Genomic DNA, 14,984 nt, shown 5'->3' with positions numbered 1-14,984 from the left:
TACCATGCAGCTTTTTATTTGTTGAGCGTCGCTTACTAATGTATTTGTTGTATCGATTATTAATCGATTTTATTGGTCTGCCATTAATAAGAATCGGTTGGAAACCGGGCTTATTTGAAGTTACAGTCCCAAGGTTATTTACACCTAAATCTATTGCGGCTTTGAAACCAGATTCAGATAATTCAATCTCCCTTGTCGTATAAACTACTTCAATTACATAACATCCAGTACTTGGAATTATTCGCACACAGTCATAGTTTTCTGCGTGTTTAGAGTGAATGAGAATACTTGTTTTATGTAAGTGGATAATCCCTAATTTTTTTACCTTTTTATATGCTCTTGTATGGGGATATTCTACTTTATAACGTCCCTTCGGCGGTTTATAATTTGGTGGATTTGGTCTACCCGTAAACGATAAAGGATTAATTTTCCATTCCTTAATTGCCTTAAAAAAAGCCGTCCATTCTGCATTCACTGATTTCATCACTTGTTGAGCTAGAAATGCAGGCAATGTATGGTAACAAGAATAACATGAGCATTAATGCATCTATATTTTGATGCAACTCGGTTTTTCCAAATTTCACTACGCCATGTCCGTAAAACCACGACTGACGTTGTATATAAAGTCCTTGGTTGCGAATCGTATTGGAATTTTGACAAAGTTGTTCGCACTCAGACCAATCAGGATGAGATTTATTTACAATGTGTTTTTCTACTAATTGCATGGTTGTATTCAAAGCATCGACCTATGGAATTCATTTAATAGAAGTATATTTGCTTATGTCAATCAAGTTCATAAAAATCATTGTAAACATCTTATCGTGGGATTTTTTGAGTACCTTTGACTATAAATGAATATAAAATGATGAAAATTTTGCAATACGTCTTCCAACCGTAGCGTAATTCATCACCAGACCAGTAAGTTGTAAATGCATCTTCTAGCTGTTCAAGCTTGTTGTAATGAATTTGTCGAGTGTGGTAAATCGCTGAATTTATCAAACTGTTAGCGTGTTCGCACTGGTTAACCCAAAACGCTTTTTCTTCATCCGTAAATCTTGCTTTTAGTGGTATTGTCTTGTACAGTTGACTCCCCTCCTGCTGCTTTGCTAGTATATATTTAGCTTATACCGCACAGCTAATAATGTCAACAAGAAAAGGTCAAAAAGGACAAAAAAATATTCCGTACTTGCACGATGAAGTTAAAACAAAGCGCACTGTTTTGCTAACTCCAACGGCTTGGGAAATACTAAAAACAAGAGCCAATGATAAAAATATCAGTGTTAGTGAATTAATTGAGCGATGGGCAAGAGACACTGCGGACTAAAGTCCTACGTATCGGGTTTCATCCCACGACGTTTAAAGGTAGGGGTTCTCACCCTCCCGCTATACCATGATAGGAGAAAGGTAAAGGTGAAATAAAATTTAAAACATTCACCTTTGCACTTTTTGCTTTCTCTAACTCAACTGTATTGCTTGGTGAACGCGAAGCGTCTTTGTGATTGAGAGGGAAACCAAGACAATTGTGCAGGACTCACCAGTCCAAACGTCCCTAATCCCTAATCTAAGCGTCCAAGCGTCCCCAATCATGACGAAATCAGACAAAAAACAACCAGGAAGACCGCGCAGTGCAGAATCTCATCAAGCCATCATCAAGGCAACTCTCGATTTGCTATCTCAGATCGGTTACGATCGCCTAAGTATTGATGCGATCGCGCGATCGGCTGGTGTTGGCAAAACCACAATCTATCGATGGTATGCTTCTAAAGAAGAACTAGTGGCTGACGCGATTGAAAGTGTTCGTCAAGAAATTGAAATACCTGATACAGGTGCGCTTTCAAGCGATATAGACTGCATTATTGAGATTGCGGTGAAAACTACTCTCACACCTTTGGGTCGTCAAATTCTGGCGATGATTATCGGTGCTGCTTCCAGCAGTCCGCAATTTGCCCAAGTTTATTGGACAAAATACCTTTTACCACGACGCCAAGCTTTTCAGGTTGCGATCGAGCGGGCTAAGGCTAGAAATGAAATCCACGCTGATACAGACAGCGATTTAGTTTTTGACCTCATGAGTGGGATTATGCTTTACGCGCTGGTATTTATGCCTAGCGTTGAACCAGTCGAAGCATACATTCGCCGTGCCGTTGGTCTTATTCTCAAATGAGGGCGAACGATGGGACTCGAACCCACGAATGGTGGTACCACAAACCACTGCCTTAACCACTTGGCTACGCTCGCCATTCTTCGATTCATTATAACATAACCCTGATAAATGGATCTGTGAGTTTTTGTTTAAGGAACGGAGTCAGTTAATCTAGAGTCAAGAGACTTCAGTGATTAACAGTTAGGAAAAATGAGACTCTCAACAATTATGACATATATTGTCGGTGTCGGACTAGTTGTCTTGGGAGTGACGATGGCGAAGACAAATCCCAGTCAAGCGGAATATGAAGAATATGCCGTGCAACGGTTGACAAAATACTTAAAAAGCGATGTCTGCAAAAAAACACCAAAGATGTTAGAAAATTTAATTAAATTAGATTGCGATAAACTAGTAGACTCCGCTAGTCCACAAGTGCGGGAACTTATTGCAGGGACTACGGAACGGCAAGATTTTCTTATTTTTAGTATTTATCGTACAGATTTAAAACTGAATTCATGGCTGCCTTCTTATACATTTGAGAGTGTAGGAGCATTTGAAAGCTTTTATACTTACAACGCCGAACAGCACTAGAAAAAAAGCGTAATTGATTCCTCCTCACTTTCAAGACGCTTTCTTCTGTGAGAGTTATTTTTATTTCCATTTTATCATTGACAAAATCCAACTTTGGTTATAGATGCTTATCAAGTAAGTCATTCTCAAGGTTAAGGTAAAGATTGGATGTAATCTATAACATGATTAAATGTGTGCCGAGCATTTTTAGCAACAAGTAAAAATGCTGGAATGTGCCATAAAAAGAGAGGGAGACACTGATGTTTTTTCACAAAAAAGACCCGATTCATTCTGTTGATGTCAAAGAGCCAAATCCGCGCTATGCTCAACTGCTTTTAGAGCAATTTGGTGGTGCAACTGGTGAACTAACAGCAGCTTTGCAATACTGGACTCAATCCTTTCATTGCGAAGACCCCAGTATTCGCGATATGCTGCAAGATATTGCCTTAGAAGAGTTCGGTCACTTAGAAATGGTGGGTCAATTGATTGAAATTCACACCAAAAATGTTGACCAAACCGATGCTTACAAAAGCACTTTGTTTGCAGTGCGGGGTGTGGGACCACACTTATTAGATAGTCAAGGTAATACTTGGAGTGCTAGCTATGTAAATGAAGGTGGCGATGTAGTGCGCGATTTGCGGGCTAACATTGCTGCTGAAGCAGGGGCACGTCAAACATACGAATCCTTGATTAAACTAGCCACTGATGAAGGAACGAAAAACACGCTCGTTCATTTGTTGACAAGAGAAATTTCTCATACCCAAATGTTTATGAAAGCGCTAGATTCTTTGGGTAAATTAACCGACCCGTTCTTTGGAAATATCCAACCAGATAACACTGTGGATATTTACTACAACTTGTCTACCAACGGTAAGGATGAACGCGGTCCTTGGAATTCGGAACCGACTTTCCGTTACGTTGCTGACCCAGGTGCGGCAAAATAGTTTGAATTAATTTCAAAGGAAAGGAAGAGATTATCCGAGAAGTTAATTTATCAGCTTTGCAGGTTATATAGTTAGGGCTGCGTAGACGCGAATTAGATTTGCGTCTACGCTACTTAATAATCTGATAAGATATATAAAATTTCCGCTTTGAGTAAGCGATCGCTAATGCTATCTGCATATCTGTTGGTGTCTCACGGAAGTCGCGATCCGCGCCAGGAAATTGCTATGCAGCAATTGGCAAAACTGGTAAATAATAAGCTGGAAAGCAACTTACAAAGGTCTATCATTGGTGGTGTGGTGTCACCGCCAAAATGTGAATTGGTAAGTACTGCATACTTAGAATTGAAGCCTGAACCTTTGCACGAGCAGATTAAAAGATTTGCCCAAATGCTGAAAGCGAGTGGGTATCATCGCCTAAAAATATTACCATTATTTCTGCTGCCTGGGGTGCATGTAATGGAAGATATTCCCGGTGAAGTGGCTTTGGCTCAACAGGCGGCTGAAGATATCATAATTGAGTTGCAACCATATTTAGGTAGTCATGCTGGTGTAGAAAAGTTGCTAGCAAAGCAAATTGCTAAAAGCAGCGAAAATTATTATAACCAAGGATGGATTCTTTTAACTCATGGTAGCCGTCGTCCTGGTTCTAAAAAACAAGTCGAAGCAATGGCAGCGAATTTGGGAGTATTAACAGCTTATTGGTCTGTGGCTCCTAGTTTAGAATCACGAGTGAAACAGTTGGTGAGTGCTGGTTGTAAAAATATTACTATTTTGCCATATTTTTTATTTGCTGGCGGTATCACAGATGCGATCGCTCGCTCTGAACAAGAGTTAAAATTACAATTCCCTGCTGTGCGTTTCCAACTGGCTGAACCTTTGGGAGCAAGTGCAGAATTAGCCGATCTGATTTGGGATTTGATTCACAAATGAACCGCGAAGACACCAACGAAGTAGAAAAGAAATATTTGGGAAAAGTTTATTTAGTCGGTGCGGGACCCGGCGATCCGGGATTAATGACTCTCAAGGGTAAAGCTTTGTTGGAATGTGCCGATGTCGTCATTTATGATGCTTTAGTAAGTCCGGCAATTCTCGCAATGATTAATCCTAACGCAGAGAAAATAAACGCCGGTAAGCGAATGGGGCGACATTCTTTATTACAATCAGAAACTACGCAGTTATTGATTGATAAAGCAGATAATAATGCAATAGTGGTGCGGCTAAAAGGTGGCGATCCGTTTATCTTTGGTCGCGGTGGCGAAGAAATGGAAGAATTGGTGAAAGCTGGGATATCTGCGGAAGTTGTGCCCGGTATTACATCGGGAATCGCGGCTCCAGCTTATGCGGGTATTCCTTTAACTCATCGCTTGTATAGTTCTTCGGTGACATTTGTCACGGGTCACGAGGCAGCGGGGAAGTACCAACCGACGGTAAACTGGAATGCGATCGCTCGCGGTTCAGAAACGATTGTGATTTATATGGGAATTCACAATCTGCCTTACATTGTCCAAGAGTTACATTCTGCCGGGTTGGATTTAGAAACGCCGATCGCTTTAGTGCGTTGGGGTACGCGACCGGATCAAGAAGAATTAATTGGTAAATTAAAGACAATTGTAGAGCAAGTAGAGACAACTGGATTTGGAGCGCCGGCGATCGCTGTTATTGGATCTGTGGTGAATATGCACAGCATTTTACTTTCTTCCCGCTCGAAGAATACCTATCTAACGAACCGCGAAGACACGAAGGACACGAAGGAAGAAGAAAAAGAAGATAGGTAATTTTGTAGCGGGAAGGGAGTATCTGGTTGTCGTCCGGTTTGACACTATAGAAATTAAACTGCTACAAGTAAAGATAAACTCGCTAGTTTTCCCAATTCCTCTGCTACAAAGTTTGGCACGTTTGCTTGTTTGCCTTTGATAAGGCAACAATCTCGCAGTGCGAGGAGGAAGCCTTTGATTGAATCTGGCGATCCGGGTATAGCCTCTGCTTGTTGTAAGAACTCCTGCCATAATTGCGAGTCTTTGCCGTAAAAGTCTATTAAGTGCAAAGCCGCCAGATATTCTGCTAAGGGGTCAAGGGCAAAGCGGATTTGGTCTTGTGCAGCACCGATAGTTTGGATCAAACGGAGACGGTCTTCTAGATACTTGAGGCGAGTTTCCGCATTGTTACCACCCAGGATAGCGTGAGCCACCTCTGTATTAGCAGTTGTAGGTCGAAGAGTTTGTTTGAGGCATTCCCAAGCGATCGCACTAGCATCTTTGTGTACGGTACGATCGCTCAATTTTACCCCGCTCACGCTTGCGTTAAGTTCGTTTAGGTAAGAAAGCATCAAATCCGGGATACTATCAGGCATCTGTAAGGGTAACTCCTTCATCCCCTCAACCTTGACAGCAATCAGTTGTTCGGCGTACAGTTTCGCTAGTAGTGCGGTGATGTTTCGCTGACCCACCATCACCGACAGGCGACTGCAAGCATTGAAAAACTCTGTATCGGTAAACAAGTCACGCTTGCCTTGCTGAGTTAAGTAGGCTTCCATAAACGACGACAGGCGATTACCCTCAATTCGCAGAGGCTTTAAGGTAGTTTTGGTTACTCCACCCAGCTTTTCCTCAAAGCGTGAGGTGACAATTAAAGCGTTGATCGGAAAATCCGGAGATTCAGGGCGAATTGCTTTGCGTGTGGCTTCGCTCATTTCCGAAAAGTGATCTACAATTACCAAAATTCGCCGTTGCCTGAGAAGGAGTTCCAGCAATTCCTCGGAGGGTGGCTCTGCTTGGTTCGTCAAATCTTGCACCTGTCCCCTGATAGCCGCCATCAAAGCTTGTTTAGCTGCTACTCGTGTATCTTCTGCTGATTGCAAATCCAGTTCTTCCTCAATTAGCACTGGTAACATCGGGTGCTGGCAGAGGCGTTCTGCCTCATCTTCTGACATTGCCCATTTCGCAATTTGACAGGCAAGGCTGGTCTTACCGACTCCGCCTTCACCCTGAATCAGCAAGCAATTTCGGTGTTTTTTAAAGCTAGCGTACAAATCTTTGCCGTTAATTTGGGCTACGGTTTTACCGTTCTGTATAACAGGGATAGATATATAAACATTTCTATTGCTGATTGTATCCTTTTCCTGAAATTCCTCTCTAACTGATTTCAGGTGTGCAGCTACCCAAGCATCTAGCACTCTGGGGTGGTCTTTCAGCAGCAACAATAAAAAGTTCAGCGATATTTCTGTACCGACAACAGGCACTTTAAAACCTATAGGTTTTAGGAATTTATCAATTTTTAGCAACCATAGAGGGCGTAGCCAAAAAATCCCGAAGAGTAAGATAAAGTAAATTCCAACTCCCCATACTAACGGATTCTTGAGAATCTGATTGATGAATAAGTGTTCTGTTTTTTTGCTATTAAGAAGATAGAGAACTTGTTTTATTTTTTCCATATCTTCTGTTGAGAACTTATTCTTAGGCTCTTCTACAATTTTTAAGGCTGTCTCCAAAGGCGATATGCCTCGATTCAATTCTGAGATGGATAGCTGATTATCGCTTGCCTTGGTCTTAAGGCTAAGACCAATCTGGCTCAGGGCAGTGACTGTCTTGCGACGCACATCTTTATTCTCGTCTTTGAGATTTATAATCAGATTCGGCATAGCTGATGAAGCTTCTATACCCATCTTTCCCAAGGCTTCAGCAGCATCGCCACGTACCTTAAAATTTTGGTCTTTCAGAGCGGCAATTAGTTGAGGTACAGCGGATGAAGCTTTCATACCAATATTTCCTAAAGCTTCAGCAGCAGAGCGACGCATGGTATAGTTACGGTCTTTTTTGAGAGCAGAAATTAGGTCAGGTACAGCGGATGAAGCTTCTGCACCAATATTTCCTAAAGCTTGAGCAGCAGAGCGACGCACCTGCCAACTTGTGTCTTTTAGTGCCTTTCTCAGGTCAGGCACAGCATCTCGATGCAACTCTATCTTTGCCAAGGCTTCAGCCGCACCTTTACGCACGTCTAGCTTCGGGTTGTTTAGAAGAGCTTCGATCAAGTCAGGAATAGCTTGTTTGGCTTTTGTCGGAACCTCCCCTAAAGCTTGGGCAGCTAGTTCGCGCACTCTAGCATCTGAGTCTTGTTTGAAAGCTTGGATGAATGCAGGGACACCAGCTTCTGGAGCGATCGCTCTGATAGCCCTGACTGCACCAGCACGCACATCCTTATCGGGGTCTTTTTTAAGAGTCTCAATCAGGTCAGGCAAAGCAGCTTCAGCACCTGTACCGATGCTTCTCAGACCATCGGTTGCATAGCTACGCATCTCCTGATTATTGTCTTTCAAAGCCTTTTTTAGCTCAACAATAGCATCTGGCGAATTGCGTTTAATTAAAGCATTGATTTGATTTGAACGTTTTTGGATATCTTCTGGCTTTTGCTGCTGAATTTGCTCAACGTTCGTGTCCGTGGAGGTTTGCGCCCAACTGATGCCGGTCAAAAGTAAAGGCGATGAAATAGCGATCGCACATAAACTAATATGAGTTAAAAGCTTTCGGTAGATACGTTTAGCCATAAGTGCGCCCCTATTGAATCACTCTCGATTATTTCTACATCCCTGATTTAAAGTAATAGGTGACTTTATGTGCTAATTATGCAGCTTACGTAAACTTTAATGGTCGATTTTATTCAAATCAAAGAACCTAGCCCTTGTTATTTGGCAAAAATTGTAACCAGTCGCACAAAACTTTCTTTATTATCAGGAATGAGCGCAATAGTCACGTCGTAAGTAGCGGTAATTCATGAATTACCGCTACTGTATAATGTGCCTTACAATTATTTTTGCGCTCATTCCTAATTATTAACGTGAGTTGCGTTTTTATTATTCCATCGATTTTAGACCGAACCCGACAACGATTAAAATCGCTGTCTAACAGTGCAAGTCGGTTAAAACCGACTAACGCGATTGAGATTTATAGTCCGTTTTAACGGACTTTATGTATGAGACGGCGATTTTAATCGTTGTCGGATTGTAACTAGCAACTTAGGTTATTAGTAATTTTTTTTAATCAATCAAATCAAAGATACTAATAAATAAGGGTTTAGTTCTATGTGATCGCTATAGCTTAGTAAGATTAGATTTGTCAGGTATGAATTGCAATTTTTGACCTGCTCATGATAGAATGTAGATCCATGCAGCCACTAATTAAATTGCACTAGTAGCTGTTTGCGGCTGTAAAGCTTGAGTTATAGATGTCAGCATTTTATCTCCAAGTCATAAAATGCTGATTCGCTTAATTTTTTTGAACTGTAAATTACACTCAAAACTTGTTGATTAGCCAGATTTATTTTGAGAAAGCAACACAACGCCAGTCACTTTAATAGTGTTGGAATGCAAGCATCTTTGAGCATCATAATTATGCCAAAGCAACTAACACTAAAAGTTAAATCTTTTAGCATAAATAAGTTAGTTTAGCGTCTTGATTATCCTGATTGCTGAATTAAACAATGTGTTGAAAAACAGTTTTCAATAAATCTGCTTGTGTAAAAGGCTTGGTTAAATAGCCAGAAGCTCTAACTATCTTTGCTTTAGCTCTATCTATTAATCCTGTTCTACCTGTAACCATAATTACAGGTGTATTTTTAAAATATGAATGTTTCCGCAACAAAGAACATAATTCATATCCATCTAAATTCGGCATTTCAATGTCTAGTAAAATCACATCTGGTTTGGTACGGAGAATTTGCATTAAAGCTTTTAATGGTTCGTTAACTGCAATAACAGAAAACATTTGCTCATCTAAAAAGCTTTTCATTGCATTCAACACTGTGGGACTATCATCAATGCAGAAGATTTTATAAAGTTTCTTCTCTGTTGACTGCTGGTTGTTTTGCTGTATACTTTTATCAGCAATGTGAACATCGCGAGGTGAAGCAGAGTTAGTATTTTCTATCGGTTTATAACGGTTTTGTCTGGGTAATTGTTGCGATTTTGGTTGAGGTTCGCGTAAAAATTGCGATCGCTGTGCTTCCGAAACTTGGGACTGAGTATTTTTGCGGTATGAAGCTCGCTTCTGACTCTTTTCGACAAGCGATCGCAAATTCAAATGACAGAACTTTGGCATATCATCAAGAAAGCTTTCATGAGTAAACTCATAACTTCCCTCTTGCAATTTCAAAAACGATTCCAAAACTTCTATTGCTAATTGTTCTATCAAAATCCCCGCTTGCGTTGGGCTAAGATACTTTTGATTAACTAACCAGCAAATAGCTAGATAATCTGGATTCGGTATTGCTTCATTATCAATACCTGTTTCAAATATTGCCCGTAACTGCTCGTAAATTCCTTTCGGAAAAGCAGGAATATGTTGACTCAATCGCTGCAAATTTTTGTAAAGCATCTCAAAGACGCGATCTGAGTAGCAGCCATAAGTTAATTTACCAGACTCTATATAGATTGACCAAGAACCTGTTGTGCTGAATACTTGCAAACAACCAGTAACAGACTTATTACTAATTTTGGTCAATAGAGAGAGGGGTTGTAGCTTCTGGTAAAATCTGTATCTACTAATGGGAAGTGTCTTCATTGCTACGGCTCTTATATAAAATTAATATTTGCAATTGAAATTGGTCAATATCCTGTCCGGAATTCACAGGGATATTGTCATGGTTACTGGAGGCGAATAGAAGAGACACGCCATGCTATTATTGCCAAATAGCAAAATGGCTCAAATTATTGCCATTCAACAGTATTCCAAAAATCAGATTGTACATTCTGTATCTTTCGCTAATCTAACAGTAGCTTAAACGCCGACATAGAGGTTCATCGCTACTGGGCGCGGTGCTAGAATAACGCTGTTGAGCGTGTTTCGAGGTGTGAGATTGTAATTTACTTTCTGGCAAAAAAAAGCAAAATTTGCGTATCTTACAACTTGTCTCACAACCATTGCACGACTTCTGGCAACTACTCCCTTCCCGCTACAAAATTACCTATAGGACTTACGCACTCCTTCATGGAATAACGAACCGCGTACTGCTTCGCAGAAGCCGCAGGCTAGGCACGAAGGACACGTTCGCGCTTCGCGTCTCCGAAGGAGAAGAAATAGGAGTTTGAGAGATATTTTGCGTAAGTCCTAACCTATCTTCTTTTCTTTCCTCCTTCGTGTCCTTCGCGTCTTCGCGGTTCGTTAAATAGGTATTCTTTGAGCGGTAAGGGAATAAGAGCGCAAAGCTGCACTTAAATTGCGTATCTAGTTTATCAAAGTTGAAAATATTACCCAAACGTCGGATTGTAGAGCTTTTTTCCCAGGTTTGGGCAATATCTTCGCTTTAGAAACAAAAATGGCAAACTCCTAATAAAAGTGAAGTATCTGATAAATTACGTAGCGAAGGAGTGTAATCAGATGCAGCGGCTAATCACTCAGAAGAAGGCAATTCCTTCATCAGTACACAAAATATGCTAATCGCGTTGTTTGGTGATTCCTTCTTCACCTGGAGAATTCTAAATACCAAATTCTCAACTTGGCAGCGAAACTCAAAAACCATAGTGCATATCTGAAAAAGGAAAATTTTCACCTAAATGGTAGATGTAAGTAAGCTACTCCTAGTATTTAGGTTACTCCAAATTTTTCAAAACAGTTAAAAACTATGTAAAAATAATTGGGATAAAGTAAAGAAACTATGAACGATAAATATATAATTAGTCGCAAATATTTTATCAATTATAATATATTACGCGCTTTTACTTAATTATAATAATCGTATAAATAAAAACAGTTTTGTATAGATTCTTTTGCTATCCGCCAAGGAATAACATTCTGCTTGGAAAAAAGCGATCGCCACTTTCGTTAAAATTAATAACACCACCAGTCAAAAAAACTGACAGCAATGGTTACACACTTGTCATCGTCCAGCCGAAAAGATATCATCTACCCCGACAGCGACGGAGAACCAATGGCGGACAATACTGAACAGTTTCAATTAATTGTCTGGATTAAAGAAAACTTAGAGTTGTTGTTTGCTAACGATCCGCATGTGTTTGTGGCTGGTGACTTACTATGGTATCCAGTTGAAGGCGATAATAACCTTCGCCTAGCTCCTGACGTAATGGTAGTATTTGGCAGACCGAAAGGATACCGAGGCTCTTATCAACAGTGGCTAGAAGATAACATTCCCCCGCAGGTAGTGTTTGAAATTTGGTCTCCAGGAAACCGTCTCTCCCAGATGGCTAAGAAATTTGAGTTTTATGAACGCTACGGCGTAGAAGAATATTATCTGTATAAACCTGATGTTGTAGACTTAACAGGTTGGCGGCGTCGTGAATCAAATTTAGAAGTAATTGACCAGATGACTGGTTGGGTGAGTCCGAGATTAGGGGTGCGCTTTGAGTTATCGAAGGAAAAACTACAAATTTTCTCACCCTCAGGTAAGCCATTTTTCACCTATTTAGAACTAGATCGACAACGACAGCAGGCTGAAGCAAGAGCAGAAGAAGCTGAAGCAAGAGCAGAGCAAGCTGAAGCACAGTTGCAAGCTCTTCGTACTTTACTACAAGAAAGAGGAATTAATCCAGAACAATTGTGACTGAATTTAATTTACAAGTCGAAGAAAATGGGGTACGCTTAGACCGCTATCTTACCCAAGAATTACCATTATCGCGATCGCGCATTCAGCAGTTAATCGAACAAGGTCAACTTCAACTCAACGGCAAAGTCTGCACATCTAAAAAGATAACTGTCAAAGCAGGCGATCGCATTACTCTACAAATACCATCAGCTGAACCTTTAAAACTGCAAGCCGAAGATATTCCCTTAGATATTCTCTACGAAGACGACTCTCTATTAATTCTCAACAAACCTGCCGGTTTAGTCGTTCATCCTGCACCCGGTCATCCAGATGGAACGTTGGTTAATGCTTTGTTAGCTCATTGTCCTAATTTACCAGGTATCGGCGGTGTGCAACGTCCGGGAATTGTCCATCGATTAGATAAGGATACAACCGGAGCGATCGCGATCGCCAAAACAGAACTTGCTCATCAACATCTCCAAGCGCAACTCAAAGCCAAAACCGCACGTCGAGAATATTTAGGTATTGTCTACGGTGTTACTAAAACGGAAAGTGGTACAATTGAACTGCCGATTGGACGGCATCCACAAGACCGGAAAAAAATGGCGATCGTACCCGTTGAACAAGGTGGACGCAACGCTGTCACTCATTGGCGAATATTAGAACGCTTGGGCAACTATACATTAATGCACTTCCAGCTAGAAACTGGTCGCACCCATCAAATTCGCGTACATAGCGCCCAAATTAATCATCCCATTGTCGGCGACCCTATTTATAGTTCCAATCGTTCCATAGGTGTAAATTTACCCGGTCAAGCATTGCACGCTTGGCAACTCAAGTTACAACATCCGCTGTCTGGAGAGTTGATTGAAGTGACAGCACCCCCTCCCCAAACTTTCACAACTCTGCTAGAAGTTCTCCGAAAACGCGCTGCCATCTCCTCTTAGACATAAAATCTGAGAAATCTGATAAATTTTTTCGAGTTTTCTTAATTAAGCTTTACAAAAAGTTATAAATAGCTGCTGCATCAAAGTTGCCCTAAATCGCGGCAATAACCGCTTGCGTCAAGGATTTCAGCTTTACACAAGCCGTTTTAAATGATGAGCATTTTTACTCTACTTAATTTACAAAAACTTGTGATATAAGATACATAATTTTGTTTACATAATCTCCATAACGCTTTAGCAGACTACAATACTTAGAGTTGATTAATTTTTTGATGACTACGAAAAGCAGTATAAACACGCTTGTATGAAGCGATGTAAAGAAAAGTATTTAATTGTAAAGCATTTAGTAAATTGATTTAAACAAACCCTTACTGGTAATGATTTTCACGAATTGCTGTAGACTTTTACACAAATTGAAAAAACTTAATAAAAAAGGAACTCAATCGATATATAAAATACAAACATGGTTTTAAAAGCAATTACAACAAGCAAAAAAACGCTGTTTCAAATTACTTGATTGCAAATTAATACAGTGCATCGAGTATTTTTGATGTGCGATTATTGCCAGAATTATATTAATGGCAATGATGAGTTAATTGTTTTTAACCGAAAAATAACTGCCATGATTTTCAGAGGAATTTAAGAAATGCTTGACGCTTTTTCCAAAGTAGTTGAACAAGCCGACAGAAAAGGTTCTTACCTAAGCAGTGACGAAATCAATGCTCTATCAGCATTGGTTGGTGATAGCAATAAGCGCTTAGATACAGTCAACAGACTTACCAGTAATGCTTCCTCCATTGTGGCGAATGCTTATCGCGCCTTAGTTGCAGAACGTCCCCAAGTATTTAATGCTGGTGGTGCTTGCTTCCACAACCGCAATCAAGCAGCTTGCATCCGCGACATGGGATTTATTCTGCGTTATGTCACCTACGCTATATTAGCAGGCGATGCCAGTGCATTGGACGATCGCTGCTTGAACGGTTTGCGTGAAACTTATCAAGCACTTGGTACTCCTGGTGATGCAGTAGCATCAGGAATTCAAAAGATGAAAGAATCTGCACTGAATATTGCCAATGACCCCAACAATATCACCAAAGGTGATTGCAGCCAGTTGATGTCTGAAGTGGCTAGCTATTTCGATCGCGCAGCTTCCGCAGTTGCTTAAGCAAGCGTTTTTTCAAAGCATTTTTTTTAGTAATTATCGGAGAAAAAGAGACTCATGAAAACCCCATTGACTGAAGCGATCGCCTCCGCAGATGTTCGCGGATCTTACCTCAGCAATACCGAAATGCAAGCGGTATTTGGTCGTTTCAACCGCGCTCGTGCAGGTTTAGACGCCGCCAAAGCTTTCTCTGATAATGGTAAGAAATGGTCGGAAGCAGCAGCCAATCACGTTTATCAAAAGTTCCCCTACACCACGCAAATGCAAGGACCCCAATACGCTTCTTCAAGCGAAGGTAAAAATAAGTGCGTGCGTGACATCGACCACTACCTCCGCACTATCAGCTATTGCTGTGTAGTTGGTGGAACTGGACCTTTAGATGAATATGTAGTTGCAGGTTTGAGCGAACTCAACAGCGCTCTTGGTTTATCTCCTAGCTGGTATGTAGCTGCCTTAGAATTTGTCCGTGACAATCATGGTTTGAGTGGTGACGTAGCTGGTGAAGCTAATACTTACCTCAATTATGCAATCAACGCATTAAGCTAAGGCAAAACTCTTGGGTCTTTGGAAGTAGATAATTACTGATTAATTAGATAGGCAAAATTAAATGTTTTGTCGTAGTGTAGCGCTACTAAAAACAGTATTGTTTATCTTGATTAAGTTCAGTCTTTATGTAATTTCAAAGACCC

Annotated in this window: 13 protein-coding genes, 1 tRNA gene and 2 pseudogenes; 10 read left to right on the top strand and 6 right to left on the bottom strand. The window is 40.7% G+C overall.

Translation table 11 applies throughout. The features are described from left to right. The 3 genes and pseudogenes from AABK37_RS13495 to AABK37_RS13485 form a co-directional block, all read right to left on the bottom strand. Positions 1–475, bottom strand: a pseudogene (locus tag AABK37_RS13495) (RNA-guided endonuclease TnpB family protein); the annotation flags it as partial. Beyond that, positions 447–725, bottom strand: a complete 279-nt coding sequence (locus tag AABK37_RS13490) for a hypothetical protein (protein WP_432552072.1) — start codon at positions 723–725, stop codon at positions 447–449. The pseudogene AABK37_RS13495 and the gene AABK37_RS13490, both read right to left, overlap by 29 nt. Positions 726–879: 154 nt before the next feature. Beyond that, positions 880–1,083: pseudogene (locus tag AABK37_RS13485) on the bottom strand (RNA-guided endonuclease TnpB family protein); the annotation flags it as partial. Positions 1,084–1,141: 58 nt separating this feature from the next. Here AABK37_RS13485 and AABK37_RS13480 point away from each other — a divergent pair. Then, positions 1,142–1,324 (top strand): hypothetical protein, encoded by a 183-nt coding sequence (locus tag AABK37_RS13480; RefSeq protein ID WP_432552071.1) that lies wholly within the window; start codon positions 1,142–1,144, stop codon positions 1,322–1,324. A 261-nt stretch (positions 1,325–1,585) separates the two neighbouring features. Further along, complete coding sequence (locus tag AABK37_RS13475) at positions 1,586–2,164, top strand: TetR/AcrR family transcriptional regulator (RefSeq protein WP_432552070.1); 579 nt, start codon at positions 1,586–1,588, stop codon at positions 2,162–2,164. Between the two features lies 1 nt (position 2,165). Here the strand turns inward: AABK37_RS13475 and AABK37_RS13470 are convergent. Further along, positions 2,166–2,238, bottom strand: a tRNA-His gene (locus AABK37_RS13470). Positions 2,239–2,353: 115 nt separating this feature from the next. Between AABK37_RS13470 and AABK37_RS13465 the strand changes: the two genes are divergently transcribed. The 4 genes from AABK37_RS13465 (at position 2,354) to cobA (ending at position 5,432) form a co-directional block, all read left to right on the top strand. After that, positions 2,354–2,734 carry a DUF4359 domain-containing protein gene (locus tag AABK37_RS13465; protein WP_432552069.1) on the top strand — a complete coding sequence of 127 codons (381 nt, stop codon included), beginning with the start codon at positions 2,354–2,356 and terminating at the stop codon, positions 2,732–2,734. Between the two features lie 239 nt (positions 2,735–2,973). Further along, on the top strand, positions 2,974–3,657 hold the full coding sequence (locus AABK37_RS13460; RefSeq protein ID WP_432552068.1) for a manganese catalase family protein: 684 nt from the start codon (positions 2,974–2,976) through the stop codon (positions 3,655–3,657). Positions 3,658–3,822: 165 nt separating this feature from the next. Then, entirely contained in the window at positions 3,823–4,587 is a 765-nt protein-coding gene (locus AABK37_RS13455; RefSeq protein ID WP_432552067.1) for a sirohydrochlorin chelatase, read from the top strand. Further along, entirely contained in the window at positions 4,584–5,432 is an 849-nt protein-coding gene (gene cobA / locus AABK37_RS13450) for a uroporphyrinogen-III C-methyltransferase (RefSeq protein ID WP_432552066.1), read from the top strand. The genes AABK37_RS13455 and cobA overlap by 4 nt, the downstream gene beginning before the upstream one ends. Positions 5,433–5,485: 53 nt before the next feature. On the opposite strand, the gene AABK37_RS13445 is transcribed toward cobA, so the two are convergent. Further along, positions 5,486–8,197 carry a HEAT repeat domain-containing protein gene (locus AABK37_RS13445; RefSeq protein ID WP_432552065.1) on the bottom strand — a complete coding sequence of 904 codons (2,712 nt, stop codon included), beginning with the start codon at positions 8,195–8,197 and terminating at the stop codon, positions 5,486–5,488. A 925-nt stretch (positions 8,198–9,122) separates the two neighbouring features. Beyond that, positions 9,123–10,208, bottom strand: coding sequence for a response regulator (locus tag AABK37_RS13440; protein WP_432552064.1), 1,086 nt, complete (start codon positions 10,206–10,208; stop codon positions 9,123–9,125). 1,300 nt (positions 10,209–11,508) lie between these two features. On the opposite strand from AABK37_RS13440, the gene AABK37_RS13435 reads away from it, so the two are divergent. The 4 genes from AABK37_RS13435 (at position 11,509) to AABK37_RS13420 (ending at position 14,841) form a co-directional block, all read left to right on the top strand. Beyond that, complete coding sequence (locus AABK37_RS13435) at positions 11,509–12,204, top strand: Uma2 family endonuclease (protein ID WP_432552063.1); 696 nt, start codon at positions 11,509–11,511, stop codon at positions 12,202–12,204. Next, on the top strand, positions 12,201–13,133 hold the full coding sequence (locus tag AABK37_RS13430) for an RluA family pseudouridine synthase (protein WP_432552062.1): 933 nt from the start codon (positions 12,201–12,203) through the stop codon (positions 13,131–13,133). Before AABK37_RS13435 ends, AABK37_RS13430 begins: the two co-directional genes overlap by 4 nt. A gap of 646 nt (positions 13,134–13,779) precedes the next feature. Then, the gene (locus AABK37_RS13425; RefSeq protein ID WP_432552061.1) at positions 13,780–14,298 is read left to right on the top strand and encodes a phycocyanin subunit beta; all 519 of its coding nucleotides are present in this window, start codon (positions 13,780–13,782) and stop codon (positions 14,296–14,298) included. 54 nt (positions 14,299–14,352) lie between these two features. Continuing rightward, entirely contained in the window at positions 14,353–14,841 is a 489-nt protein-coding gene (locus AABK37_RS13420) for a phycocyanin subunit alpha (RefSeq protein WP_432552060.1), read from the top strand. The last annotated feature ends 143 nt before the right edge of the window (positions 14,842–14,984 follow it).

Source organism: Tolypothrix sp. VBCCA 56010, from assembly GCF_050875635.1.
Lineage (GTDB): Bacteria > Cyanobacteriota > Cyanobacteriia > Cyanobacteriales > Nostocaceae > Hassallia.
The sequence above is the reverse complement of the archived record's forward strand: the minus strand, read 5'-3'. Positions and strand labels throughout refer to the sequence as shown.

Excerpts from the sequence above, each read along its gene's own strand:
- AABK37_RS13490 (WP_432552072.1), bottom strand. The coding sequence starts at position 725 with ATGCAATTAGTAGAAAAACACATTGTAAATAAATCTCATCCTGATTGG.
- AABK37_RS13480 (WP_432552071.1), top strand. The coding sequence starts at position 1,142 with ATGTCAACAAGAAAAGGTCAAAAAGGACAAAAAAATATTCCGTACTTG.
- AABK37_RS13475 (WP_432552070.1), top strand. The coding sequence starts at position 1,586 with ATGACGAAATCAGACAAAAAACAACCAGGAAGACCGCGCAGTGCAGAA.
- AABK37_RS13465 (WP_432552069.1), top strand. The coding sequence starts at position 2,354 with ATGAGACTCTCAACAATTATGACATATATTGTCGGTGTCGGACTAGTT.
- AABK37_RS13460 (WP_432552068.1), top strand. The coding sequence starts at position 2,974 with ATGTTTTTTCACAAAAAAGACCCGATTCATTCTGTTGATGTCAAAGAG.
- AABK37_RS13455 (WP_432552067.1), top strand. The coding sequence starts at position 3,823 with ATGCTATCTGCATATCTGTTGGTGTCTCACGGAAGTCGCGATCCGCGC.
- cobA (WP_432552066.1), top strand. The coding sequence starts at position 4,584 with ATGAACCGCGAAGACACCAACGAAGTAGAAAAGAAATATTTGGGAAAA.
- AABK37_RS13445 (WP_432552065.1), bottom strand. The coding sequence starts at position 8,197 with ATGGCTAAACGTATCTACCGAAAGCTTTTAACTCATATTAGTTTATGT.
- AABK37_RS13440 (WP_432552064.1), bottom strand. The coding sequence starts at position 10,208 with ATGAAGACACTTCCCATTAGTAGATACAGATTTTACCAGAAGCTACAA.
- AABK37_RS13435 (WP_432552063.1), top strand. The coding sequence starts at position 11,509 with ATGGTTACACACTTGTCATCGTCCAGCCGAAAAGATATCATCTACCCC.
- AABK37_RS13425 (WP_432552061.1), top strand. The coding sequence starts at position 13,780 with ATGCTTGACGCTTTTTCCAAAGTAGTTGAACAAGCCGACAGAAAAGGT.
- AABK37_RS13420 (WP_432552060.1), top strand. The coding sequence starts at position 14,353 with ATGAAAACCCCATTGACTGAAGCGATCGCCTCCGCAGATGTTCGCGGA.